The following is a 23,216-nucleotide window of genomic DNA, read 5'->3' as shown; positions in this document are numbered from 1 at the left end:
AAACCATGAAAGCATTGTCAAAACTGAAAGCGGAAGAAGGGATTTGGATGACCGATGTGCCTCAGCCGGAGCTGGGCCATAACGACATCATGATTAAAATCCGTAAAACTGCGATCTGCGGTACCGATGTTCATATTTATAACTGGGATGAATGGTCACAGAAAACCATCCCGGTCCCTATGGTGGTTGGCCATGAATATGTCGGTGAAGTGGTTGCCATCGGTCAGGAAGTCAAAGGCTTCACCGTCGGTGACCGCGTTTCCGGCGAAGGCCATATCACCTGCGGCCATTGCCGTAACTGCCGTGGTGGCCGTACGCACCTGTGTCGTAATACTACCGGCGTGGGCGTAAACCGCCCAGGCTCATTCGCTGAATATCTGGTGATCCCGGCGTTTAACGCCTTCAAAATCCCGGACAATATTTCCGACGAGCTGGCGTCTATCTTCGACCCGTTCGGCAATGCGGTGCACACCGCGCTGTCGTTTGATCTGGTTGGCGAAGACGTGCTGGTATCCGGTGCCGGGCCGATCGGCATCATGGCGGCGGCAGTGTGCAAGCACGTTGGTGCCCGCCATGTGGTGATCACCGACGTTAACGAATATCGCCTGGATTTGGCGCGCAAAATGGGCGTGACCCGTGCGGTGAACGTCAGCAAAGAAAACCTGAATGACGTGATGGCCGAGCTGGGCATGACCGAAGGGTTCGACGTTGGGTTGGAAATGTCCGGTGCGCCACCGGCGTTCCGTACTTTGCTCAATGCGATGAACCACGGTGGGCGCATCGCCATGCTGGGTATTCCACCGTCGGATATGTCGATCGACTGGAACCAGGTGATCTTCAAAGGGCTGTTTATCAAAGGGATTTACGGCCGCGAAATGTTCGAAACCTGGTACAAGATGGCAGCGTTGATCCAGTCTGGTCTGGATCTGACGCCTATCATCACCCACCGTTTCTCCATCGACCAGTTCCAGCAGGGCTTTGACGCCATGCGCTCCGGCCAGTCCGGCAAAGTGGTTTTGAGCTGGGATTAAGCATAAAAAGGGCCGGAATTCCGGCCCTGAGTTTGACCAGGCTCAGTCATTGACCTCGTGCATCAGCGATGCTGTGCGTGTTCAGGTCAGTGTCACACACAATACCTGGTACACACCTTTATCGGAAATAATAATGCCTGCGGTTTCGTGTTCAAACCCTGGGAATGTGGTATCCCACAGCTGCAATGCGCGCAGATAGGCAATTTGCGGACTTTCTACTTTATCGTCTGGTTCACCGAATTTCTCACCGGACATCAACATCGGGATGCCTGGTGGGTAAGGGAGCACCGCATTGGCCGCTATTCGGCCATGTAGGTCATCAAGACCGACCTGCTCAACATCGCCCCTAACCAGTGACTGGTAGGCGACCCGTGGGGGCACTACCGCTGTTGGCAGATCTTTATAAGCTATGTTAAGCAGGTCGCCGAGGTTAGTCTCCTTTGTACTCAGGAACTTAAACATCTTGATACCGAGATCTTTCAATCCCAATTTGCCGTAATCGGCGCTGTATTTTGCGGCAAGGTCAGGCAACACCTCGGTCAGTGGGGTATTGGCATCATAGTGGCGTTTAAAGGACAGCAGGGCTTCCAGCAGGGTGCCCCACTTGCCTTTGGTCACGCCCATAGAGAACAGGAACATCAGTTGGAAGTCGGTAGTGCGGGTAGGCACAATACCGTTGCGGGCCAGCCAGGCATTAACCAGGGCTGCGGGCACCCCTGGGTTTTGCTTATCCAGCCTCCCCCACAGGTCAATGCCAGGAGCGAGAATACTGACTTTGACCGGGTCGATCATCGCCCAATTTGGGTCGATCGGCCCGAAGCCGTGCCACTCACCTGGTTTTGGCTTTTCTGACTCTGCTGGCTTTTCTGGTATTGCTGTTTCTGGCTGCATCACCCAGTAGTTTTGATCGGTGGCAAGTTTTTCCGCAGGGATATCTTTGAACAACGTCTCTTTATTTGTCTCGGTGTCTGTCCACTTTTCCAGGTTCCAGGGTTTAAAGAACCATTCGCCTTTACTCTTGAATTCGTCATACAGACGGGCTAATGCCTGGCGGAAGTCCACCGCCTCATTGATCGCCTCTTGGGTCAACGATTTGCCGGATTCGCCATCCATCATATTTGCGGCAATGTCGTTAGACGCGGCAATAATGTAAGACGGCGAGGTGGTGGTGTGCATCATATAGGCTTGGTTAAAGAGTGGGAAATCTAAAGGTTGCACACCATTTCGGATATGGATATACGAAGCGGGCGACAGCGCATTGAGCATTTTATGGCTGGACTGGGTGGCGATGACTGTTGATGCATATGGTGGCTTAGGCGTTTTGGGATCACCGCGCATGGCAAAGTAATTAGTATACATAGGGTTAAATCGTGCGTAGCCGTACCAAGCTTCATCAAAGTGCACGACTGGAGCTATGTTTTTCCCTTCTGTGCCATAGACGGTATTTTCAACTTTTTTTGCGTTATAGCAAACTCCATCATATGTACAGTTTGTCAGTACAAGATAATCGATGTATTTGCCGGGAGGAAGGTCTTCTAGTTTTTTTAACAAATAATCATGTTCCATTTGTGATTTCGGCACTGGCCCGATAATGCCATAAGGGTTGCGGGTGGGGATCATATAGATGGGAGTGGCACCGGTGAGGATCAGCCCCTGTTCAATTGATTTATGGCAGTTACGGTCAACCACTGCCGCCGACTCCTCGGTCAAACAGGCCTGCATGACGCTGCGGTTGGAGCCGGAGGTGCCTACCACGCCGGAATAGGATTGGTCAGCGCCAAAAATGCGGGCAATGTTTTTTTCACTGTCTTTGAAGGCACCGGTATGGTCCAGCAATGAGCCTACTGAGGTGCGTTCGATGCCCGAGTCGGTGCGGAACAGGTTCTCCCCGTAGAAATCATGAAACAGGCGGCCGGCCGGCGTTTTGGTAAAGCCGACCCCGCCCTGATGCCCGGGCACTGCCCAGGAATATTCATGGGTCTGATTATATTTCACGATCGCTGACATCAGCGGCGGCAGCAGATTCTGACGATAGCGCCGCATAGCGGCCATGATGCGTCCGGCGATAAAATCCGCCGAGTCTTCGAGGATCCAGGCAAATTCGCTGATTTGCTCCATCATGTCGAGACTCATTTCTTTGGTTACGGTACCGCGATCGCTCAACAGAAACACTGGTGCGTTGACCTGGCGCTCATGCAGGTTTTTCAATAAATTCAGTGCCGGATCTTCTTGGGCTACTTTATTCTCAGGCATACTGCGAGCCAGTAACAGGCAATCAATGGGTTCATTAGCATCAATAATGGACTGACCATCCTCCAGGGAAGTGGCATGCATGACCTTAACACTCCGGCTATTCAACTGCTCAACCAGGCGTTCAATGGCTGCGGTGGGGTAGCCTGCGGGCGTAGTAAATTTACTTTCTACCAGTAATGCTCTCATACTGATTAACTCCCTTTATGTATTGATCGTTGTTTAACCTATGCCTGTTTTGGATGGGTATTATTGATATAGGTTAATAAAAATTAATATATGAGTGAGTTATTAGTATTTTTGAGATTATATAAATTGTATTTATTGGTATTGTTTTTTGTTGAAACTATTGATTTTTAATTGTACATGTTGCTTTCTTTTATATATTTTTGCTATTTTCAGTGAGGGCTTTATTTTAATAATGGTTAATTTGTTTTTCGTCTTTAGGCGTGAAATGATGCGGATTATGTCGGTGATTTCTAGGGTTAATCACTTTCTAATCATGATTTATAAAGATATATTTATGATTTTTCTTGAGGCGGGCTATAGCGTGTTTGTTTGCTACACGTGAAAAAGCGACAGGCATATGCTGCCTATCGCTTTTTCAGAGTAAGTCTTAGGGTTTTACTTGTTCTGAACCTGTCCAGCGTTGCCACTGGCGTTTGATAAAGGTCACGGCCGGCGACTGCGTCAGGCTTTCGCCGATCACGCTTATGGCCTTGCCTGCACTGACTTTTTCCTTCGGCAACTTGACCTTGCACTGCTTGATACCGCCGGTGAACGGGTTCTTCGGCTGCGGTTTCGGCGGTTTGACCGCTGGTGGGACGTAACTGCCCCCGCTGCCGCCCTGCGGTTCATTCAGCAGTGAGCTGGGTTTCACCAACACAATATCGGCCGGCAATGTCGGCAGCATTTGCTGTAACACTCTGACCGTCGCCGGGCGAGGGTGGCCAATGGCGATGGCGGAGCCGTTGCGTCGCGCCAACTCGACCGCACGGTTGAACTGGCGGCGGATGTCGGCTTCGTTGGCGGTATCGTCCAGGAACACCTTACGCTTGATCACCTTCACGTGTGTGCCGGCGGCCGCGCGGGTGGCCTGGCTATTGCCAATGGTCATGCTGTCGAGGAAATAGAGCTGGTAGCTGTCCAGCGCCTGCATCACTTTCTGCATGCCCGGCAGGCTGGAGGTCATGGCGCTGCCCATATGGTTATTCATACCCACCGCATAGGGCACATTATTGACCGCATTGCGGATAATACGCTGGATCTCTTCACTGCTCATGGAGGGCTGCAACGTATCGCGTTCCAGCGGTTGTTTGCTGAGCGGTGCCATCGGCATATGGATCAACACTTCGCGACCCTGGCTGTGGGCGCGGGTAGCCATTAAGCGGGCATGGGGTGCGTTTGGCAATACGGCGACGGAGATCGCCGTCGGCATCTGCAGCACGGCACCTTCTTCATGCGGGCGATAGCCCACATCATCGATAACTATGGATAATTTCCCTGCCTGTGCGGCGCAAACCTGCAGCAGGCAGCCAATCAATACGACAGTACGGGTTTTGATATAGCGCAAATCTATCTTCCCAACCACGGCAGTGGGTTAACGGCCTGACCCTGGCGACGGATTTCGAAATAGAGCGACGGCGTTCCCTGGCCCCCGCTGGTACCCACTAAAGCTATTGGTTGACCGGCACGCACCTGCGCCCCGACATTGACCAACGCGCTTTGGTTGTAGCCATACAGGCTCATGTCACCCTTACCGTGCTCGATGACGACAACCAGGCCATAGCCCTGCAACCAGTCGGCCAGCAATACGCGGCCATCGGCAATGGCTTTCACTTCGCTGCCTTCTCTGGCTTCAATGACCATGCCTTTCCAGCGTAACTCGCCTTGCAACTGTTCGCCAAAGCCATGCAGTGTGCGGCCGCGCACTGGCCATATGGCCTGTCCGTTTGGCCGACCGAGACCGCCGGTACGGGCCATCAGCGAGCGATCGGCTTCGCTTGGCTTATAACTGGTACCGGTTTTCTTCGCCTGCTGTTCTTTGACGCGAACCTGCTCGCGCACTTTGGCGGCTTCACGCGCTTCGCGTTCCGCGCGGGCGCGGGCTTCACGTTCGGCACGGGCGATTTTGTCGCGCATGCGGGTTTCGTTCTGACGCAATTCCACCAGACGCTGCTGATCTTTTTCCAGCGAAGCTTCCAGTGCGGTCAGCGTTTTCTTACGTGCGCCACGCGCCTGTTCCAGCTTTTGCTGTTGTGTCTGTTGTTCGCTCAGCAGCGATTTCTGTTGGCCTTGCTTGGCGACCAGCGTGGTTTTTTGCTTGGCCAGTTCAGCGCGGGTTTGCTTCAGTTCTTCAATCGTTTGCTGGCGTGCTTCGTTCAGGTAGCCGAAGTAAGCCAAAATACGCTCGCTGCGCTGGCTTTCTTCACCGCTGAGCACCAACTGTACAGCGCTGTGCTGACCCTGCCTAAAGGCGGCATCAAGTTGTTTGGCCAGGATTTCTTGCTGGGTAGACTGCTGCTTTTGCAGCTTGGCGATTGAGGCGTTCAGGCCGGAGATATCTTTGCCCAACTGGCTCAATGTGCCCTGGGTATCTCGCAGCTGGCGGCTGGCCTGGGCAATGGTTTTTTCTTGCTGTTTAAGCTGATCCTGCAGTGAGCTGCGCTGTTGCTGCTGCTGTTTAACCGCCTTTTCTTTCTCGGCGATGCTCTGCTGGATGTCTTTGAGCTGGGATTTGTTGTCCTCCGCCGCCAGGCTGGCTAACGGCAACAACAAGACGCCAGCGTAAAATACGCTGGCGCACATGGTGGTCAACTTCCTTGGCGCGGTGCGTTCAGGCAGCGGCTGGCTGCCTGCGTTTGCGCTTCGGGTTACCCTTGATAGTGCAAAAAACGCCTTCTCCCTCATGGAGAAGGATTATTCCACGATGAACAGCGGCTTACCAGTCATCTCTTGCGGGATTTCCATTCCCATCAGCGTCAGCATGGTTGGCGCGATGTCCGAAAGCTTGCCACCATTGACTGCTTTGGCAGGCTTGCCGATGTAAATCAGCGGTACCGGCAGGCTGGTGTGGGCGGTATGCGCCTGGCCGGTAGCCGGGTCACGCATTTGTTCGGCGTTGCCGTGATCGGCGGTGATCAGCAACTGCCCGTCGGCGGCCTTAACGGCCTCGACCACCTGAGCGATACAATTATCCAGCGTCTCTACGGCTTTCACCGCCGCGTCGTAAACCCCGGTGTGACCTACCATGTCGCCATTCGGGTAGTTGCAGATAATGGCGTCGTACTTGCCGCTGCCAATGGCTGTCAGCAGTTTATCGGTCAGTTCGGCCGCGCTCATTTCCGGCTGCAAATCGTAGGTAGCGACCTTCGGTGAGTTGATCAGCACGCGATCTTCACCGGTGAAGGGTTCTTCAACACCGCCGTTATAGAAGAAGGTCACGTGGGCGTATTTTTCGGTTTCCGAAATGCGTAGCTGGGTTTTGTCATGCTTCATCAACCATTCGCCGAAGGTATTGCTCAGCGATGCTGGCGGATAGGCGCAAGGGGCTTTGATGTCGGCGGCATACTCGGTCAACATTACGAAATCACCAAAATTGATGACTTTGGCGCGAGGGAAACCGTCGAAATCGGCATTAACGAAGGAACGGACGATCTGGCGTGCGCGGTCGGCACGGAAGTTCATGAAGATCAGTGCGTCGCCATCCTGTAATGCGGCAGAGGCTTCACCGGCGGCTTGTAGCACGGTCGGCTTGACGAATTCGTCGTTTTCACCGCGCTCATAGGCGGCCTGCAGGGCACCCACGGCGTTATCGGCGACATAATCCCCCTTGGCCTGGGTCAGCAAATCGTAGGCCAGTTGAACGCGGTCCCAGCGGTTGTCGCGGTCCATGGCGTAATAACGGCCAATCAGTGATGCGATGCGCCCGGTACCCAGTTTGGCATAGGCTTCGCTAAAGCGTTGCAGAGAGGTTTCTGCACTGCGCGGCGGGGTATCGCGGCCGTCCAGGAAGGCGTGCAGGTAAACGGCTTTGGCACCGCGCTGCGAAGCCAGTTCAATCATCGCCAGAATATGGTCTTCGTGACTGTGAACGCCGCCCGGTGACAGCAGGCCCATGATATGCACCGCTTTGCCTGCCTGTACGGCTTTGTCGACCGCTGCCGTCAGCGTTGGATTGGCGAAGAAATCACCTTCTTTGATTTCTTTATCCAGTCGGGTCAGGTCCTGATAAACGATGCGCCCGGCACCCAGGTTGACGTGGCCGACTTCGGAGTTACCCATCTGGCCGTCAGGCAGGCCGACATCCAGCCCGGACGCGGCGATCAGCGTGTGTGGTTGCTGTTGCCACAGACGATCCATCACCGGTGTTTTGGCATTCAGAATGGCGTTGTCCTGTTGCTCCTCGCGGTGGCCGTAACCGTCCAGGATCACCAGTACCATCGGCTTTTTGTTGCTCGACATTGCGTTAACCTCGTTATGAACTTTTAAGTTGTGAATAGTCATCAACCCATGGCCGGGCGGATGGCTATTCACTCTCAAAACTGCCCGATTTTACAACGCAAACGCTTAAAAAGAGCCCAGAGAGATCAAAGTTGCGGTGAACAAGGGCGGCTTTTATGCTGTGGCATCGTGAATTTCTCAGCGTAGCCCGCAGTTTCTGCAATAGCGCTTGCTTATTGGCTGTATTTGCTGCACTCGGCAGGTATACTCTGGAACCTTGAGTTATTTTTTCCCTTAACTAACGGGAGTTGTTACACCCCATGCTGCAAGAAATTATGCAATTCGTTAGCAAGCATCCCATACTGAGCCTGGCCTGGATCGCCCTGCTGGTTGCGGTGATCGTCATGACGTTCAAGAGCAGTTTCTCCAAGGTGAAAGAAATCACCCGTGGTGAAGCTACCCGCCTGATTAATAAAGAAGATGCCGTTGTGGTTGATACCCGCAGCCGTGATGATTTCCGCCGTGGCCATCTGGCCAACGCCATCAACCTGACCGCCAGCGAAATCAAAAGCGGCAGTCTGGGCGAGCTGGAAAAACACAAGGCTCAGCCGATCATCGTGGTTTGTGCCAACGGTACCACCTCCCGCGAGCCGGCAGAGAACCTGAGCAAGGCCGGTTTTGAAAATGTAGTTACGCTGAAAGACGGTATTGCCGGCTGGAGCGGGGAAAACCTGCCGTTAGTGCGCGGTAAGTAATTCTTTAACGTATTTGAGGTGGTAATCCATGGCTAACATTGATATCTACACCAAAGCGACCTGCCCGTTCTGTCATCGCGCCAAAGCGCTGCTGAACAGCAAGGGAGCCGCGTTTAACGAAATCGCCATTGATGGTGATAATGAAAAACGCGAAGCGATGATTGCGCGCAGTGGGCGTACCACCGTGCCTCAGATTTTCATCGACGGCCAACACATCGGCGGCTGTGATGATTTATATGAACTCGATGCTCGTGGTGGTCTGGATCCGCTGCTTTAAGCGGGTGACTGCCGGTTACTGAGTATCAATAAGGACGTTTAACCAAGGGTATTACACACATGTCAGAACAAAACAACACAGAGATGGCTTTCCAGATCCAGCGTATTTACACCAAGGATATCTCCTTCGAAGCGCCAAAAGCTCCGCAGGTTTTCCAGCAGGAATGGCAGCCAGAAGTTAAACTGGATCTAGATACCGCTTCCAGCCAGTTGGCTGACGAAGTGTATGAAGTTGTACTGCGCGTAACCGTGACGGCGTCTCTGGGCGAAGAAACTGCGTTCCTGTGTGAAGTACAGCAGGCAGGCATTTTCTCCGTAGCAGGCATCGACGGCACACAGCTGGCACATTGCCTGGGTGCATACTGCCCGAACATCCTGTTCCCGTATGCGCGCGAGTGCATCACCAGCCTGGTTTCTCGCGGTACATTCCCGCAGCTGAACCTGGCACCGGTTAACTTTGACGCGCTGTTCATGAACTATCTGCAGCAGCAGTCAGAAGGCGAAGGTGCTGCACCACATCAGGATGCCTGATGAACACCGTCAATGCTTCAATGACTGTAATCGGTGCCGGCTCGTACGGCACCGCATTAGCTATTACGCTGGCGCGTAACGGCCACTCCGTGGTGCTGTGGGGCCATAACCCCGAGCAAATTCAAAAGATGCAGCGCGATCGCTGCAACCAGGCATTTCTTCCCGATGTCGCTTTCCCCGACACGCTGCTGCTCGAGGCGGATTTGCCGCGCGCGCTGGCAGCCAGTCGCGATGTGCTGGTGGTGGTGCCAAGCCATGTATTCGGCGATGTGCTGCGCCAGTTAAAACCGCATCTACGCCCGGATGCCCGCATTGTGTGGGCGACCAAGGGGCTGGAAGCGGAAACCGGCAGGCTGTTGCAGGACGTGGCACGCGAAGCGCTGGGCGAGACGATCCCGCTGGCGGTGGTCTCAGGGCCGACGTTCGCCAAAGAGCTGGCTGCCGGGCTGCCGACTGCAATTGCACTGGCGGCTACCGATGCACAGTTCGCCGAAGATCTGCAGCAGTTGCTGCACTGCGGCAAAAGTTTCCGCGTTTACAGCAACCCCGATTTTATCGGCGTGCAGCTGGGCGGGGCGGTGAAGAACGTGATAGCCATCGGTGCCGGGATGTCTGACGGTATCGGTTTTGGTGCCAATGCGCGTACTGCACTGATTACCCGTGGCCTGACGGAAATGACCCGTCTCGGCTCTGCATTAGGCGCTGATCCATCGACCTTTATGGGCATGGCTGGGTTGGGCGATCTGGTATTAACCTGCACAGATAATCAATCGCGTAACCGCCGTTTCGGTATTATGCTGGGACAGGGTAAAGGGGTACAAGAAGCGCAGGACAGCATCGGTCAGGTGGTCGAAGGTTATCGCAATACCAAAGAGGTATTGGCGCTGGCGCAACGCTACGGCGTAGAAATGCCGATTACCGAACAGATTTATCAGGTGTTGTATTGCCATAAAAATGCCCGAGAAGCTGCGCTGAGCTTGCTGGGGCGTACCAGAAAAGACGAAAAGCACAGCGCATAATCTATATACCCTATGGCTTTCAAGCGATTGAATTGGGCTGCCTGACTGCGATGCGGTGAGGCAGCCTGTTTTGCAAGGCGGAGAGGAACCTGATGTCGTCAGAAGAGTTAGAGCAGGTCTGGAATAGCATCAAATCAGAGGCGAGAGAGCTGGCTGAGTGTGAACCGATGCTGGCTAGCTTTTATCATGCGACGTTACTCAAGCACGATAATCTGGGCGGTGCGCTCAGCTATATTCTGGCAAACAAGCTGGCCAACCCGATTATGCCCGCCATTGCCGTGCGTGAAGTGGTGGAGGATGCCTATCTGGCCGATCAGCAAATGATCGCTTCAGCGGCTCGCGATATTCTGGCGGTGCGCTTGCGCGACCCGGCAGTAGACAAGTACTCAACGCCGCTACTGTATCTGAAAGGTTTCCATGCGCTGCAGGCTTATCGTATCGGCCATTGGCTGTGGCTGCAGGGGCGGCAAGCGCTGGCAATCTATCTGCAAAACCAGATTTCGGTCGCTTTTGGCGTGGATATTCATCCGGCGGCGACCATTGGCTGCGGCATCATGCTCGACCACGCCACCGGCATCGTGATCGGTGAAACTGCCGTGGTAGAAAACAACGTCTCTATTTTGCAGTCGGTCACGCTTGGTGGTACCGGGAAGACCAGCGGCGATCGCCATCCGAAGATCCGCGAAGGTGTCATGATTGGCGCCGGGGCTAAAATTCTCGGCAATATCGAAGTGGGGAAAGGGGCGAAAATCGGTGCCGGTTCGGTGGTGCTGCAATCGGTGCCGGCACATACTACCGCTGCCGGCGTACCGGCGCGCATTGTCGGCAGACCGGAAAGTGATACGCCATCGATGGATATGGATCAGTATTTCAACGGTACCAACCACGGTTTTGAGTACGGCGACGGCATTTAAGCGGGCTGTCTAAGAGACAAAACAAGGGGAGCTTTTGCTCCCCTTGCTCTTTTTCGGCGACGTTTAGCCCTGTTTTGGGAAGTCGGTGATATCGGTAACAATATCGTCTATCGCCGCTTTGACCTCTTCGGCTGTGACCGGTTTACTGTCGTTGCTGACCGTTTTGCCATAGGCTTTACGCGCCACTTCAATTACCGTTTTTCCTGTGTCCTGATCGATCAGTTCGCCCTCAATGTACAATGTCGTGTTTTGCGTTCGGTAGCCACTCACTGCCATGGTGCTTGCCAGCACTGCCGCAACCGGTACGACTTCATAGAACTTCATATCTTCGTTTTCAGCAGAGACGGCAGTAATAGCGAGCTTGGCTACCAAAACGTGCGATCCCTTCGGGCTTTGCAGAATAGTGAAGCGATTTTGAAGGGCGGTTTTAATCCGCTGGGTGGAATAGGCCTTAATCTTGTCTAGTGTGGCCTGGCTTACGCGTGCTGTTGGTTTTTCAGCCGGGAAATAGATTACCGGTTGAAAGTAGATACCGCGATAGTTGGATTCTTTGTAGTTTGGATCAATCCAGCGCAGTGTTTTATGACCGCTTGGCGAAGTCGTTTCCTGTAGTTTGCTGTAGTCAGACAGGAACCCTGAGTATTGATCCGTTTGGGTCACTTTAGACGAGCAACCCGCCAGTGACAGAACCACCGTCAATGCCGCCATAGCAACGCAAGTGCGTTGTTTTTTCATACAATTTCCCATATTGAGTACCGAAGCCCTTATAAAAATGCGGCTTATTATTCGCTACCGTAGCGAATCTTTTCGGCGCAGGACGTGCCATGTCTCAGCTTCTCTGGTCAGGATCGTGATGTGTGGTGTGTTTTTTACCTGTGGTATCGAGCACCTTTGATAACGGATCCAGTGTCGCTTCCGCATTTTGTCGTGCGATTTCCATCGCTTCTTGCCATTGCGACAGCAGCGGCCAGAGGTCCTGCTGGTTTTCGGCTTGTTGACACCAGACAAAGCGATCGTGCCAATCGCCGAGTGCGCTTTGAGTTGTTTTCAGGCAGGTGACAGCCTCGGGGGTGAGGAGCGAAAGTTGTGGATAGGCATCGACCCCATAGCGAAGGCGCTTGACCAGCAGGCGTAGCCGGTGCCGATCGTATTGCTTATCGGCCAGTGCGAGTCGCAGCTGTATCACCTGGAGAGTCAGACGACGGGTGATATGACGTTTTGCGTGGCGGTGTCTGGCATGGCGCAAGGTTTTTAACCAGGCATGTAGGCGTATCGGAATTTCGCTCAGCAATGGCAGGGAGAGTAAAGCGAGTTTCCGGCTTTGCAGCTCGGTCTTGCGAGTGTTGGCCTGCCACGCTAACTGATGCTGTTCCAGTTCGGCGATCAGCACCTCCAGATCGCGTATCGGGGTGGTTATTTTCCCCAGGCTGGCGGCGGCTTGATTTAGCTGTGCAACGCCGGGAGTGCCACGTAATGGCCGCAGCAGGCTCCTGATACGTCGCAGGTTGATGCGTACGTCGTGCAGCGCCTCATTGTCTGCCGGATCCGGCAAACGTAGTAGCGCCTGATTCAACATGCGCTCGAGCCTGCGCGCTTGCGCGACAATATTTTCGATCAAAGCCATGTGATGTCCCCGGAGAGGCGACCTTAAAAGATTATCCTCCCCACAAAGCAGGTTGTCATCGGTTAAGCTTTAATCAAGGCTCCTGCATAGTCCAGTTGCCGCCAGGCTTCATACACCACCACGGCCACGGCGTTAGACAGGTTCATGCTGCGGCTTTGCGCCTGCATGGGAATGCGGATTTTCTGCTGTGCGGGCAGTGCCTCGAGGATCTCTGCAGGCAGGCCGCGGGTTTCCGGTCCAAACAGCAGGTAGTCGTCGGCCTGATAGCTGACCGCGCTGTGTGCCGGCGTGCCCTTGGTGGTCAGGGCAAACAGCCGCTGCGGGTTTTCGCTGGCGATAAAGGCGGCGTAGTCGGCGTGACGTCGGATGCTGGCGAATTCATGATAGTCCAGCCCGGCGCGGCGCAGACGTTTGTCATCCCACGGGAAACCCATAGGTTCTATCAGGTGCAGTTGAAAGCCGGTATTGGCGCACAGGCGGATGATATTACCGGTATTGGGTGGAATTTCAGGTTCGAATAAAACAATGTTCAGCATGTAAAAAGCCCCTCATGACGAGGGGCGCAGAATAGCAAAATCTTACCGACCTGTCTTAGGCGATCAGCGCTGATGCAGCGGTAACCACAACACCAAGCGCAGCCCACCGAGTGGGCTGTCTTCCGCTTTTACCCAGCCACGATGCTGGTTGACCGCCGCTTCTACGATAGCCAGGCCCAAACCGGTGCCGCCGGAGGCGCGATCGCGCGCTTCGTCAGTACGATAAAACGGTCGGAAAATTTGCTCGCGGTCTTCCGTACTCACGCCTGGGCCGTCATCGTCGACCACAATGGTGATACCCTGGTTGTCGGCGCTGAACGCCACCGCAATACGTGTGTTCGAATAGCGCAGTGCGTTACGCACAATGTTTTCCAGTGCACTGTCCAACGCGCCGGCGTTGCCGAACAGCGTCCATGGACCGGGAGGTGCGGTGACCTCCAACTGCTTGCCCATTTGCTCGGCTTCAAAACCGGCGTCATCGAGTACATTGGCCCATAGCTCATTGGCCAGTAGCCGCTCACGGACCAACTCGCTTTTCTGCTGTCCGCGTGACAACACCAACAGATCGTTGATCATCGAGTCCAGACGCTGTGCCTCGGTTTCGATGCGCTCCAGCTCACGTCCTTCACCGTGGCGACGACGCATTAACGCGGTAGCTAACTGCAGACGGGTTAGCGGGGTGCGCAGCTCGTGCGAGATGTCGGAGATCAGCCGCTGCTGGGCGGTCATCATACGTTCCAGCGAACTGACCATTTGGTTGAAACTGGCACCGGTGGCCAGAAATTCTTGCGGCCCGGCTTCCAGCTCCGGATGCTGTTTCAGGTTGCCACGGGCGACGTCATCGGCCGCGTTTTTCAGTTTACGTGCCGGTTTCGCCAGACTCCAGGCCAGCCATAGCAGCAATGGGGCGCTGATCAACATGGTGACGATCAGCAGCAGCAGCGGCCGGTCGAACATCAGGTTGATGAAGTCGGATTGTGGGCTGTTGGCGGGACGAATTAAGTACAACTGGTAGTTGTCTTCACCATCACGCACGGAGAAGGGACCGACCAGCTCGACGCGGCCGTATTTTTTCTTCTTCGGGTGGTCGGAATTATCAGATTGGCCGATAAAATTACGCACCAACTGCATTTCGTTGCGTTGCATGTTGCCAATCACCCGGCCTTCGCTGGTGACCAGGATCAGGCGCTGCCCAGGCGGGGCCCATTTCTCAATGGCGCGGAATAAACGCCGCCACCACATCAGGTCGTTGGCCGGATCGTTTTGCAACTCGGCCTCGACATGTTGCTCCAGCATCAGCCCCTGCCGCTGCTCGCTGTCCAGCAGCGAGGTCATTTGGCGGGAGTCGAGCTTGGGCACCATCAACACCAGCATCAGCACCAGGGCTAATGTGAACCAAAAAATGGCGAAGATGCGTGCCGTCAAACTGTTGATCATGTTGCAGATACCATTAAGTAACCCCGTCCACGCAAGGTTTTGAACCACGGGTGGCCGTCTTTGCGGTTCGGCAGTTTACGTCGCAGGTTGGAGATGTGCATGTCAATGGCGCGATCAAACGGCGTCAGGCGTTTGCCCAGCACTTCCTGACTCAGCAGTTCACGTGAGACCACCTGGCCGAGATGCTGTGCCAACAGGTACAACAGGGTAAATTCGGTGCCGGTAAGATCCAGCGTTTGGCCGTCAAAGCTGGCTTCCTGGCGGCCCGGATTGAGCTGCAAACCGTCAACGTCCAACGTGGGTGCGCCGGTATCGACATTTTGCTGCTGTTCGCTCCAGTTGGAACGGCGCAGAATCGCCCGAATGCGCGCGACCAGTTCACGGTCGTTAAAAGGTTTTGGCAAGTAGTCATCGGCACCCAGTTCCAGACCCAGCACGCGGTCCAGTTCGCTGCCGCGAGCGGTCAGCATAATGACCGGCGTCTGGTGGTGCTGGCGCAGTTCTTTCAACGTATCGATACCGTTTTTCTTCGGCATCATGATATCGAGCAACAGCAGATCGATGGAGCTGTCCAGTAGCGACAACGCCTGTTCGCCATCGTAAGCCACGACGATGGTAAAGCCTTCCATTTCAAGCAGTTCTTTTAACAGCGAGGTCAGCTCGCGGTCGTCGTCAACTAACAGAATTTTGTTCATCGTATTTTTTCCTCCTGACGCAAAATACGTCATCAACTGTTGGCATTCCATGACTTTACGTAGTTTTACATGCACTGACGCATGTTTGCAGGTGCAGCAGTACACTGCTCCTCGTTGATTCGCAAAGTGAGAAAGCACGAGGAGTTAAAATGCGTAAGGTGACCGCATTAGTTATGGCATCAATGCTGGCAATAGGTTCTACCGCTGCGTTTGCTGCCGACACTACATCGGAAACTGCACCGACTCCCGGCAACGACGCGATGACCCGAGCACCAGGCCAGCATCACATGTTTGACGGTGTCAGCCTGACTGAACAGCAGCGTCAGCAAATGCGCGATTTAATGCGCCAGGCTCGCCACGATTTGCCTGGTGTCAATGTAGCTGAAATGGAAGCCATGCATAAGCTGGTGACCGCAGACAAATTTGATGAAGCCGCCGTGTATGCCCAGGCGGAACAGATGGCTCAGCAACAGGTTAAGCGTCAGGTCGAAATGGCCAGAGTACGCAACCAAATGTATAACCTGCTGACGCCACAGCAAAAAAGTGTTTTAGACCAGAAACATCAGCAGCGCATGCAGCAGATGGAGCAACAAATTTCTGGTTTGCAGCAAACTTCTGCCCAGAAGTTAAGTATGACTGAGTAGTCCCTGTTTTTCCTTGCCATAGACACCATCCCTGTCTTCCCCCGCCATGATGGCGGGGTTTTTTTTGTCCATCATTCCGCTATATTGACCCTCTCGATGTTTAACCAGGATGGGTTATGGAACCGCAATATGCGCGTCTGGTGAAATCTGCCGCGTTAGCTGCCACCGCGTTGGCCTCCATACTGCTACTGATCAAAATTGTCGCCTGGTACCACACCGGTTCGGTGAGCCTGCTGGCGGCGCTGGTGGATTCATTGGTGGATATTGCCGCGTCGCTGACAAACTTGCTGGTGGTGCGTTATTCGTTGCAGCCGGCCGACGAGGAACACACCTTCGGGCATGGTAAGGCCGAATCGTTGGCCGCGCTGGCGCAGAGCATGTTTATTTCCGGTTCGGCGCTGTTTCTGTTCCTGACCGGCTTCCAGCATCTGTACTCCCCGGAAACGCTGCGCGATCCCGGTATCGGTATTGCCGTGACGGTGGTGGCGTTGTTCAGCACCTTGCTGTTGGTTACCTATCAGCGTTGGGTGGTAAGAAAAACCCGTAGTCAGGCAGTACGAGCAGATATGCTGCATTATCAGTCAGATGTCATGATGAATGGTGCTATTCTTATAGCGCTTGCGCTAAGCTGGTACGGTTTTCAACGAGCGGATGCGCTGTTTGCATTGGCAATTGGCGTCTACATTCTTTATAGCGCGTTGCGGATGGGTAATGAAGCTGTGCAATCGCTGCTGGACAGGGCATTGCCGGATGATGAACGTCAGGCGATCATTGATGTGATTTCTTCCTGGCCAGGGGTGAAAGGGGCGCACGATCTGCGGACCCGCCAGTCCGGTCCGACGCGTTTTATCCAGTTGCATCTGGAAATGGACGATGCGCTGCCGCTGATGCAGGCGCATCTTCTGGCCGAGCAAGTGGAGCAGGCACTGTTGCATCGTTTCCCCGGGGCGGATGTCCTCATCCACCAGGATCCCTGTTCTGTGGTGCCAGAGGGCCGACAGGGGCGTTGGGAGCTATAATCAATGCAAGGCCTGTAAGATGAGTGCTTCGGGTGAATAGCGGAGTTAGCTCGGCGTGCCATAGTGGTTTTTTACCGCAATATTGCGTGACTTGAATCAATTCAGCTGGGTGTTTTTGTTATAATATCCAGCAATAAGCCGTAAAGCTGATTTTCTGCAGCCGGAGAGGTTCCAAGACAATCGGCGAATACAGAATTCTTAAGAAATTGCATCTACAGTTCAGAGGTAGTCATGATCAAGAAAATCGGTGTACTGACGAGTGGCGGTGATTCGCCGGGTATGAACGCTGCGATCCGTGGCGTTGTGCGTGCTGCACTTTCAGAAGGTCTGGAAGTTTTTGGTATTTACGATGGCTACCTTGGCTTGTACGAAGATCGCATGGAAAAATTGGACCGCTACAGCGTGTCCGATATGATCAATCGCGGCGGCACCTTCCTTGGTTCTGCCCGTTTCCCGGAGTTCAGAGACGACAGCGTACGCGCCAAGGCGATTGAAAATCTGCAAAACCGTGGTATTGATGCGCTGGTGGTGATTGGCGGCGATGGTTCCTATATGGGGGCTAAACGCCTGACGGAAGAGGGTTTCCCTTGTATTGGCTTGCCGGGCACTATCGATAACGACGTGGCTGGTACCGACTACACTATCGGTTTCTTCACCGCACTTGAAACCGTGGTAGAAGCAATTGACCGCCTGCGTGATACTTCATCTTCACATCAGCGTATTTCTATCGTTGAAGTGATGGGGCGTTATTGCGGCGATCTGACGCTGGCGGCGGCGATTGCCGGCGGCTGCGAGTTTATCGTGTTACCTGAAATTGAGTTTAACCGCGAAGATTTGGTGTGTGAAATCAAAGCCGGCATCGACAAGGGTAAAAAACACGCGATCGTGGCGATCACCGAGCATATCTGCGATATCGATGAGCTGGCGCGCCATATCGAACAAGAGACCAAGCGTGAAACCCGCGCTACTGTGTTGGGGCATATTCAGCGCGGCGGTTCTCCGGTAGCTTACGACCGTATTCTGGCTTCCCGCATGGGGGCTTACGCCATCGAGCTGTTGTTGCAGGGCTACGGCGGCCGCTGTGTCGGTATCCAGAACGAGAAGATGGTGCACCACGATATCATCGATGCGATCGAAAATATGAAGCGTCCATTCAAGGGCGACTGGCTGGAAACGGCGAAAAAGCTGTACTGATCCCGTTTTTATTCAGGTAATCGAAGCCTCCGCATGTGGAGGCTTTTTTATGTCTGCAGCGCTTATATTCCAGAATCGTCTAGCCCAACATTTTTTATTCTTTAATTGATAGACAAGTTTCTGGCAGGCTCTGATGCTAAATCAACCGATTGAGGTTGCGATTATTTTTCCTGGGGGAGCGAGTCGATGCGTATGCGTAAATGGGGTGTAGGTCTGACAATAATGCTGCTGGCGTCCGGTGCCATGGCGAAAGATATCCAATTACTGAATGTTTCATACGACCCGACGCGTGAATTCTATCAGGAATACAACACCGCATTCGGTAAATACTGGCAGCAACAGACCGGTGATAAAGTCACGGTACGTCAGTCGCATGGTGGCTCCGGCAAGCAGGCGACCTCGGTGATTAACGGCATTGAGGCAGACGTGGTGACACTGGCGCTGGCCTATGACGTGGATGCTATCGCCGAGCGCGGGCGCATTGACAAAGCGTGGATCAAACGCCTGCCGGACAACTCGGCGCCTTATACCTCGACCATTGTATTCCTGGTGCGCAAAGGCAACCCAAAACAAATTCACGACTGGGCGGATTTGATCAAGCCGGGCGTCTCGGTAATTACTCCGAACCCGAAAACCTCTGGTGGCGCGCGCTGGAACTATCTGGCCGCCTGGGGTTACGCACTGCATCAAAACAATAACGATCAGGCCAAGGCGCAAGAATTCGTTAAAAACCTGTATAAGAATGTCGAAGTGCTGGATTCCGGTGCGCGCGGCTCAACCAATACTTTCGTTGAACGTGGTATCGGTGATGTGTTGATTGCTTGGGAGAACGAAGCGCTACTGGCGGAAAAAGAGCTGGGCAAGGACAAGTTTGAAATTATCACACCAAGCGAATCGATTCTGGCCGAGCCGACCGTGTCGGTAGTGGATAAAGTGGTTGATAAGCGCGGTACCCGCGATGTGGCTACGGCTTACCTGAAGTATTTGTATACGCCGGAAGGGCAGACCATCGCGGCGAAAAACTATTACCGTCCACGCGATGCGTCAGTAGCGGCCAAGTTTGCCGACCAGTTCCCGAAACTGAAGCTGTTCACCGTGGATGATACTTTCGGTGGTTGGACCCAGGCGCAGAAGGTGCACTTTGCCACCGGCGGTGTGTTTGACGAAATCAGCAAACGTTGATGCTCAATTGGCAGCAATAAAAAACCCCGGCTTGCCGGGGTTTTGTTATTTATAAGCCGGGTGAAATCAGGCTTTTTTAGCAGCTGCAGCGGCTTTGACGATCACGGCGAAAGCATCGGCTTTCAGTGAGGCGCCGCCAACCAGCGCACCGTCGATGTCCGGCTGGGTGAACAGCTCTGCAGCATTTTTGTCGTTCACGGAGCCGCCGTACTGGATGATCACTTCTGCAGCCACGGCTGCGTCCTGCTTGGCGATGTGATCGCGGATAAATTTGTGTACTGCCTGTGCTTGCGCAGGGGTAGCAGACTTACCGGTACCGATAGCCCAAATTGGCTCATAAGCGATAACGGCACCTTTAAAGGCTTCTGCACCCTGGGTTTTCAGTACGGCGTCGATTTGACGTGCGCAAACTTCTTCGGTTTTACCCGCTTCGTTTTCAGCGTCAGTTTCACCGATGCACAGCACGGGGATCAGACCGGCAGTTTTCAGCACGGCAAATTTCTCGGCGATCGCTGCGTCAGTTTCTTTGTGGTAAGTGCGACGCTCGGAGTGGCCGATGATGATGTATTGCGCACCAATATCTTTCAGCATGTCGGCGGAAACTTCACCGGTGAATGCGCCGGACAGGTTCACGTCTACGTTTTGGGCGCCCAGAGCGATGCGGCTGCCGGCCAGCGCGTGCTTGGCCTGGTCCAGGTACATGACCGGTGGTGCGATAGCGACGCCACAACCGTCAACGCTGCTCAGTTCATTGCGCAGCGCGGCGATCAGTTCGTTAACCATGTGAGTGCTGCCGTTAAGCTTCCAGTTACCCATAACTAATGGATGACGCATGTTTTTTCCTCCAACAAGGGAACGCGAGAGTCGAAATAACCACTGCCGGACCGGCAGTTTACCTGCCCAACAGTATAGAGATGATTAAGCGCGAAGGCTTTGCTTTTCGTCATTAAATGACCGGCTGTTACGGCTCGGATAGCGTCAGCTTAACCGGTTCAACAGCGAAAGTTACCCCTTTATCACCGTTATCCGCGACCACATAACGGATCGCACCAACTTGCTGTTGGTAAAAGCGTGACCCTTTGCCTTTCTCCAACAGGTTGGCCACTTTGCTCAGGCTTTTTTCCACCGTCAGCGCCGGTTCAAACTGGCGCATCAGTGCGGCCATATAGCTGATGGCAATGGTGCGGGCCGCCTTTTCTTCGCTGCTTTGTTGCAGCGGCAGATGGGTAATTTGCAGCGTTTTGATTTTGCCGGTGCCCTTCTCCAGCGCAGTGGAGGCGTAGAGATTTTCGTTCAGCTTGCTGGCGGCACGTGTCAGCAGTGGCGTATCGTCTTCTGCGGTGGCGATGGCGCGAAATTCGCCAATCGGCAGCGCCGGGTTGTCGCGGTTATATTTTTCGCGGAATTTTACCACCGTCAGATCAAACGTCGGCGCGCCGGCCTGCAGGTATGGCGCTGTGGGTGATGCACTGACTGCGGCATCCGGCGGATCGGCCCAGGCACTGCTGATACTCAGCAACAGGCAGGCGACGGCGATGGTTTTTCTCAGCATGGTATAACACGGCATCAAGAACAAAGATGGCTCCGATTAAAGCGATAACCGAGGGGGATTGTCAAAGATCCCGCGCCATTATCGCTTGCTGACAGGAAAGCTGTGCGTTACTCCGCGTAATGCAGGGCAGAAATCTTCGCCCGGCAGCGCCTATGTTACACTGCACGGCAGAATATGGGCAGGCTAACAACGCAGGATTCAATGACAATACAACAGTGGTGCTTTTCGTTTAAGGGCCGAATTGGGCGGCGTGATTTTTGGATTTGGATGGTGCTGTGGCTGGTGCTGATGGTGGTGGCTTTTTCTCTCGCCAGTCGTGAGCTGGTGGATATCCAGACCATCGCATTCTTTATCGTGGGCTTGCTATGGCCGACGGCGGCGGTGCTGGTGAAACGGCTGCATGACCGTAATAAAGCCGGTTGGTGGGCGTTATTGCTGATCCTGGCGTGGTTGCTGGCGGCGGGTAACTGGGACATGCTGGCACCGCTCTGGCAATGGGGCGTCGGGCGTTTTATCCCGACGCTGATCATTGTGATGATGATGATCGATTTGGGCGCCTTTGTCGGCACGCCAGATACCAACCGTTTTGGCCCGCCGGCCGAGCCGGTGAAGTTCAGCGCACAATGAGGCCGTAAGCTACCAGTATTGCTCGCTGGTGATATGGCCAGGCTTGCGGCGCAGGTGCTTGCGCATCTGCCGCTGATCCTTCAGCATTTGCTGGGTATCCCGCACCATTTGCGGGTTACCACACAGCATCACATGGTCGGTTTCCGCGTTGAGGGGTAATCCCACCGCCGCTTCCAGCCGGCCATCCTCGATCAGCGCCGGTACGCGGCCGGTCAACGAGCCGGTGACTTCTTCACGGCTGACAATAGTCTGAATGCGCAGTTGGCCGTTGTAACGCTGCTGTAATTGCTGCATCAGCGGCAGGTAGCTGAGGTCACGCGCAAAGCGGGTGGCATGCACCAGCACCAGATTTTTGAAGCGCTCCAGGTCTTTGCCTTCCTGCAACATCGACAGGTAAGGGCCGATGGCGGTGCCGGTCGCCAGCATCCACAGGGTGTCGCATTCAGGTACTTCCTCCAGCACGAAAAATCCGGCGGCCTCTTTGGTCACCATCACTTCCGAACCCGGTTGCAACTGATTGAGGCGTGGGCTCAGTTTGCCTTCCGGCACGGTGACCAGGTAAAACTCCAGGTTTGGATCGCTGGGGGCGTTGACGTAGGAATAGGCGCGCTGTACGCGTTCACCGTCAATTTCCAACGCCAGTTTGGCAAATTGCCCGGCGATAAAGGGAGCAATGGGCGCATGGACGGTGATGCTGAACAACCCGTCGGTCCATTGCGTGACTTGCGTAACCTTGCCATTAACCCAGTCAGCCATACTCTAAAGCTCCAATGGTCGAATCAAATAAGCACAATGTCGTGAGCCGGAAATAGCGTGCGCAGTACGCTCTATGCGATAACCCTGGCCAAACAGACGGTTAAACAATTGCAGCTCCGAGTTGCACAGGCTGCTGCAGGCGGTGGCCGCCACGCCGATTGGGCAGTGGTTTTCCACCAGTAACATGCCTTGCGGATGTTCTAACAGTTCGGCCATGTAGCCATCATGCTGCCGCAGGCGCACCAGTCGGGCGAGTTTGGCCTGATGGCAGTTTTCCTCTGACAGTTCTTCAGCATAGCGCTGATAAAGCTTGTCTTCGCGCGCGCTGAGCAACTGCTCCACGCCTTCAGCACCAAACAGCTGATGGGCAGATCCCAACAGCTCTGTCGCCAGCCGATCGTGGCCATTGGCAAACTGGGCGTGGCCCTGCTGGGTCAGCGACCAGTAGCGTGTGGGGCGACCTACCTTGGTGCGCGCTTCCTCGTAACCCACCAGCTCACGTTTTTCCAGAGATTGCAGATGCTGACGAATACCCATGGGGGTGATGTCCAGACGCTCAGCCAGCATTTTGGCGGAATGCGGCCCCAAGGTTTTTAACTGCAATAAAATCAGCTCTGTTGTCTTCATAAACCCAATCCCTATGGCGTTATTTTATTTCAAGATGATGAAAATAATTATCGATTAAATGCTAAAGCCAAACTATTGAAAGTTTGCCATTTTTAACCCATAAG

The 23,216-nt window shown here is 54.1% G+C and carries 24 protein-coding genes; 11 read left to right on the top strand and 13 right to left on the bottom strand.

The window, feature by feature from the left end:
- Window positions 1–5 precede the first annotated feature (5 nt).
- Window positions 6–1,031, top strand: coding sequence for an L-threonine 3-dehydrogenase (gene tdh / locus E5C26_RS24210; RefSeq protein WP_135318523.1), 1,026 nt, complete (start codon window positions 6–8; stop codon window positions 1,029–1,031).
- Window positions 1,032–1,112: 81 nt separating this feature from the next.
- On the opposite strand, the gene adiA is transcribed toward tdh, so the two are convergent.
- The 4 genes from adiA to gpmM form a co-directional block, all read right to left on the bottom strand.
- Window positions 1,113–3,470, bottom strand: coding sequence for an arginine decarboxylase (adiA, locus tag E5C26_RS24205; RefSeq protein ID WP_135318522.1), 2,358 nt, complete (start codon window positions 3,468–3,470; stop codon window positions 1,113–1,115).
- A 427-nt stretch (window positions 3,471–3,897) separates the two neighbouring features.
- On the bottom strand, window positions 3,898–4,854 hold the full coding sequence (locus tag E5C26_RS24200) for a divergent polysaccharide deacetylase family protein (protein ID WP_135318521.1): 957 nt from the start codon (window positions 4,852–4,854) through the stop codon (window positions 3,898–3,900).
- Window positions 4,855–4,856: 2 nt separating this feature from the next.
- Window positions 4,857–6,191 carry a murein hydrolase activator EnvC gene (gene envC / locus E5C26_RS24195; protein ID WP_135318520.1) on the bottom strand — a complete coding sequence of 445 codons (1,335 nt, stop codon included), beginning with the start codon at window positions 6,189–6,191 and terminating at the stop codon, window positions 4,857–4,859.
- 9 nt (window positions 6,192–6,200) lie between these two features.
- A complete protein-coding gene (gpmM, locus tag E5C26_RS24190; RefSeq protein ID WP_135318519.1) occupies window positions 6,201–7,745 on the bottom strand; it encodes a 2,3-bisphosphoglycerate-independent phosphoglycerate mutase in 1,545 nt (514 codons plus the stop codon).
- Window positions 7,746–8,044: 299 nt separating this feature from the next.
- Between gpmM and E5C26_RS24185 the strand changes: the two genes are divergently transcribed.
- From E5C26_RS24185 to cysE, 5 genes are all read left to right on the top strand, one after another.
- Window positions 8,045–8,479: a rhodanese-like domain-containing protein gene (locus tag E5C26_RS24185; protein ID WP_012147491.1), complete on the top strand. Its 435-nt coding sequence runs from the start codon at window positions 8,045–8,047 to the stop codon at window positions 8,477–8,479.
- A gap of 28 nt (window positions 8,480–8,507) precedes the next feature.
- Entirely contained in the window at window positions 8,508–8,756 is a 249-nt protein-coding gene (gene grxC, locus E5C26_RS24180; RefSeq protein WP_012147490.1) for a glutaredoxin 3, read from the top strand.
- Between the two features lie 59 nt (window positions 8,757–8,815).
- Complete coding sequence (gene secB / locus E5C26_RS24175; protein WP_135318518.1) at window positions 8,816–9,286, top strand: protein-export chaperone SecB; 471 nt, start codon at window positions 8,816–8,818, stop codon at window positions 9,284–9,286.
- Window positions 9,286–10,305, top strand: a complete 1,020-nt coding sequence (gene gpsA, locus E5C26_RS24170; protein ID WP_135318517.1) for an NAD(P)H-dependent glycerol-3-phosphate dehydrogenase — start codon at window positions 9,286–9,288, stop codon at window positions 10,303–10,305. The genes secB and gpsA overlap by 1 nt, the downstream gene beginning before the upstream one ends.
- A 92-nt stretch (window positions 10,306–10,397) precedes the next feature.
- Window positions 10,398–11,219 carry a serine O-acetyltransferase gene (cysE, locus tag E5C26_RS24165; RefSeq protein ID WP_135318516.1) on the top strand — a complete coding sequence of 274 codons (822 nt, stop codon included), beginning with the start codon at window positions 10,398–10,400 and terminating at the stop codon, window positions 11,217–11,219.
- A 63-nt stretch (window positions 11,220–11,282) separates the two neighbouring features.
- Here the strand turns inward: cysE and E5C26_RS24160 are convergent, their stop codons facing one another.
- From E5C26_RS24160 to cpxR, 5 genes are all read right to left on the bottom strand, one after another.
- On the bottom strand, window positions 11,283–11,954 hold the full coding sequence (locus E5C26_RS24160) for a DUF3313 domain-containing protein (RefSeq protein WP_135318515.1): 672 nt from the start codon (window positions 11,952–11,954) through the stop codon (window positions 11,283–11,285).
- Window positions 11,955–12,048: 94 nt separating this feature from the next.
- Window positions 12,049–12,843 (bottom strand): CHAD domain-containing protein, encoded by a 795-nt coding sequence (locus tag E5C26_RS24155; protein ID WP_135318514.1) that lies wholly within the window; start codon window positions 12,841–12,843, stop codon window positions 12,049–12,051.
- A 62-nt stretch (window positions 12,844–12,905) separates the two neighbouring features.
- Window positions 12,906–13,379 carry a tRNA (uridine(34)/cytosine(34)/5-carboxymethylaminomethyluridine(34)-2'-O)-methyltransferase TrmL gene (trmL, locus tag E5C26_RS24150; RefSeq protein WP_135318513.1) on the bottom strand — a complete coding sequence of 158 codons (474 nt, stop codon included), beginning with the start codon at window positions 13,377–13,379 and terminating at the stop codon, window positions 12,906–12,908.
- Window positions 13,380–13,442: 63 nt separating this feature from the next.
- Window positions 13,443–14,816: an envelope stress sensor histidine kinase CpxA gene (cpxA, locus tag E5C26_RS24145; RefSeq protein ID WP_037421674.1), complete on the bottom strand. Its 1,374-nt coding sequence runs from the start codon at window positions 14,814–14,816 to the stop codon at window positions 13,443–13,445.
- Window positions 14,813–15,511: an envelope stress response regulator transcription factor CpxR gene (cpxR, locus tag E5C26_RS24140; RefSeq protein ID WP_004953234.1), complete on the bottom strand. Its 699-nt coding sequence runs from the start codon at window positions 15,509–15,511 to the stop codon at window positions 14,813–14,815. Before cpxR ends, cpxA begins: the two co-directional genes overlap by 4 nt.
- Before the next feature lie 149 nt (window positions 15,512–15,660).
- On the opposite strand from cpxR, the gene cpxP reads away from it, so the two are divergent.
- The 4 genes from cpxP to E5C26_RS24120 all read left to right on the top strand — a co-directional run bounded on the left by cpxP (window position 15,661) and on the right by E5C26_RS24120 (window position 19,550).
- Complete coding sequence (cpxP, locus tag E5C26_RS24135) at window positions 15,661–16,155, top strand: cell-envelope stress modulator CpxP (protein WP_135318512.1); 495 nt, start codon at window positions 15,661–15,663, stop codon at window positions 16,153–16,155.
- A 116-nt stretch (window positions 16,156–16,271) separates the two neighbouring features.
- Complete coding sequence (fieF, locus tag E5C26_RS24130) at window positions 16,272–17,174, top strand: CDF family cation-efflux transporter FieF (RefSeq protein ID WP_135318511.1); 903 nt, start codon at window positions 16,272–16,274, stop codon at window positions 17,172–17,174.
- Between the two features lie 231 nt (window positions 17,175–17,405).
- Entirely contained in the window at window positions 17,406–18,368 is a 963-nt protein-coding gene (gene pfkA, locus E5C26_RS24125) for a 6-phosphofructokinase (RefSeq protein WP_012147481.1), read from the top strand.
- 192 nt (window positions 18,369–18,560) lie between these two features.
- Window positions 18,561–19,550 (top strand): sulfate ABC transporter substrate-binding protein, encoded by a 990-nt coding sequence (locus tag E5C26_RS24120; RefSeq protein WP_135318570.1) that lies wholly within the window; start codon window positions 18,561–18,563, stop codon window positions 19,548–19,550.
- Window positions 19,551–19,616: 66 nt separating this feature from the next.
- Here E5C26_RS24120 and tpiA read toward each other — a convergent pair whose 3' ends face one another.
- A complete protein-coding gene (tpiA, locus tag E5C26_RS24115) occupies window positions 19,617–20,384 on the bottom strand; it encodes a triose-phosphate isomerase (protein WP_012147479.1) in 768 nt (255 codons plus the stop codon).
- Between the two features lie 127 nt (window positions 20,385–20,511).
- Entirely contained in the window at window positions 20,512–21,102 is a 591-nt protein-coding gene (locus E5C26_RS24110; RefSeq protein ID WP_135318510.1) for a DUF1454 family protein, read from the bottom strand.
- Between the two features lie 201 nt (window positions 21,103–21,303).
- On the opposite strand from E5C26_RS24110, the gene E5C26_RS24105 reads away from it, so the two are divergent.
- Window positions 21,304–21,729, top strand: coding sequence for a DUF805 domain-containing protein (locus E5C26_RS24105; RefSeq protein WP_135318509.1), 426 nt, complete (start codon window positions 21,304–21,306; stop codon window positions 21,727–21,729).
- A gap of 9 nt (window positions 21,730–21,738) precedes the next feature.
- Here the strand turns inward: E5C26_RS24105 and fpr are convergent, their stop codons facing one another.
- Entirely contained in the window at window positions 21,739–22,485 is a 747-nt protein-coding gene (fpr, locus tag E5C26_RS24100; protein WP_135318508.1) for a ferredoxin--NADP(+) reductase, read from the bottom strand.
- 3 nt (window positions 22,486–22,488) lie between these two features.
- Window positions 22,489–23,112: a helix-turn-helix transcriptional regulator gene (locus E5C26_RS24095; RefSeq protein ID WP_135318507.1), complete on the bottom strand. Its 624-nt coding sequence runs from the start codon at window positions 23,110–23,112 to the stop codon at window positions 22,489–22,491.
- Window positions 23,113–23,216 lie beyond the last annotated feature (104 nt).

Origin of the sequence: Serratia proteamaculans, assembly GCF_004684015.1 — a bacterium.
GTDB classification, from domain to species: domain Bacteria; phylum Pseudomonadota; class Gammaproteobacteria; order Enterobacterales; family Enterobacteriaceae; genus Serratia; species Serratia proteamaculans_F.
Note: the sequence above shows the minus strand (reverse complement) of the source record. Positions and strands in the feature narration are given on the sequence as shown.

Bases quoted from the DNA above. Each gene is read 5' to 3' on its own strand.
- tdh (WP_135318523.1), top strand. From the start codon at position 6: ATGAAAGCATTGTCAAAACTGAAAGCGGAAGAAGGGATTTGGATGACC.
- adiA (WP_135318522.1), bottom strand. From the start codon at position 3,470: ATGAGAGCATTACTGGTAGAAAGTAAATTTACTACGCCCGCAGGCTAC.
- envC (WP_135318520.1), bottom strand. From the start codon at position 6,191: ATGAGGGAGAAGGCGTTTTTTGCACTATCAAGGGTAACCCGAAGCGCA.
- gpmM (WP_135318519.1), bottom strand. From the start codon at position 7,745: ATGTCGAGCAACAAAAAGCCGATGGTACTGGTGATCCTGGACGGTTAC.
- E5C26_RS24185 (WP_012147491.1), top strand. From the start codon at position 8,045: ATGCTGCAAGAAATTATGCAATTCGTTAGCAAGCATCCCATACTGAGC.
- grxC (WP_012147490.1), top strand. From the start codon at position 8,508: ATGGCTAACATTGATATCTACACCAAAGCGACCTGCCCGTTCTGTCAT.
- secB (WP_135318518.1), top strand. From the start codon at position 8,816: ATGTCAGAACAAAACAACACAGAGATGGCTTTCCAGATCCAGCGTATT.
- gpsA (WP_135318517.1), top strand. From the start codon at position 9,286: ATGAACACCGTCAATGCTTCAATGACTGTAATCGGTGCCGGCTCGTAC.
- cysE (WP_135318516.1), top strand. From the start codon at position 10,398: ATGTCGTCAGAAGAGTTAGAGCAGGTCTGGAATAGCATCAAATCAGAG.
- E5C26_RS24160 (WP_135318515.1), bottom strand. From the start codon at position 11,954: ATGAAAAAACAACGCACTTGCGTTGCTATGGCGGCATTGACGGTGGTT.
- E5C26_RS24155 (WP_135318514.1), bottom strand. From the start codon at position 12,843: ATGGCTTTGATCGAAAATATTGTCGCGCAAGCGCGCAGGCTCGAGCGC.
- trmL (WP_135318513.1), bottom strand. From the start codon at position 13,379: ATGCTGAACATTGTTTTATTCGAACCTGAAATTCCACCCAATACCGGT.
- cpxA (WP_037421674.1), bottom strand. From the start codon at position 14,816: ATGATCAACAGTTTGACGGCACGCATCTTCGCCATTTTTTGGTTCACA.
- cpxR (WP_004953234.1), bottom strand. From the start codon at position 15,511: ATGAACAAAATTCTGTTAGTTGACGACGACCGCGAGCTGACCTCGCTG.
- cpxP (WP_135318512.1), top strand. From the start codon at position 15,661: ATGCGTAAGGTGACCGCATTAGTTATGGCATCAATGCTGGCAATAGGT.
- fieF (WP_135318511.1), top strand. From the start codon at position 16,272: ATGGAACCGCAATATGCGCGTCTGGTGAAATCTGCCGCGTTAGCTGCC.
- pfkA (WP_012147481.1), top strand. From the start codon at position 17,406: ATGATCAAGAAAATCGGTGTACTGACGAGTGGCGGTGATTCGCCGGGT.
- E5C26_RS24120 (WP_135318570.1), top strand. From the start codon at position 18,561: ATGCGTAAATGGGGTGTAGGTCTGACAATAATGCTGCTGGCGTCCGGT.
- tpiA (WP_012147479.1), bottom strand. From the start codon at position 20,384: ATGCGTCATCCATTAGTTATGGGTAACTGGAAGCTTAACGGCAGCACT.
- E5C26_RS24110 (WP_135318510.1), bottom strand. From the start codon at position 21,102: ATGCTGAGAAAAACCATCGCCGTCGCCTGCCTGTTGCTGAGTATCAGC.
- E5C26_RS24105 (WP_135318509.1), top strand. From the start codon at position 21,304: ATGACAATACAACAGTGGTGCTTTTCGTTTAAGGGCCGAATTGGGCGG.
- fpr (WP_135318508.1), bottom strand. From the start codon at position 22,485: ATGGCTGACTGGGTTAATGGCAAGGTTACGCAAGTCACGCAATGGACC.
- E5C26_RS24095 (WP_135318507.1), bottom strand. From the start codon at position 23,112: ATGAAGACAACAGAGCTGATTTTATTGCAGTTAAAAACCTTGGGGCCG.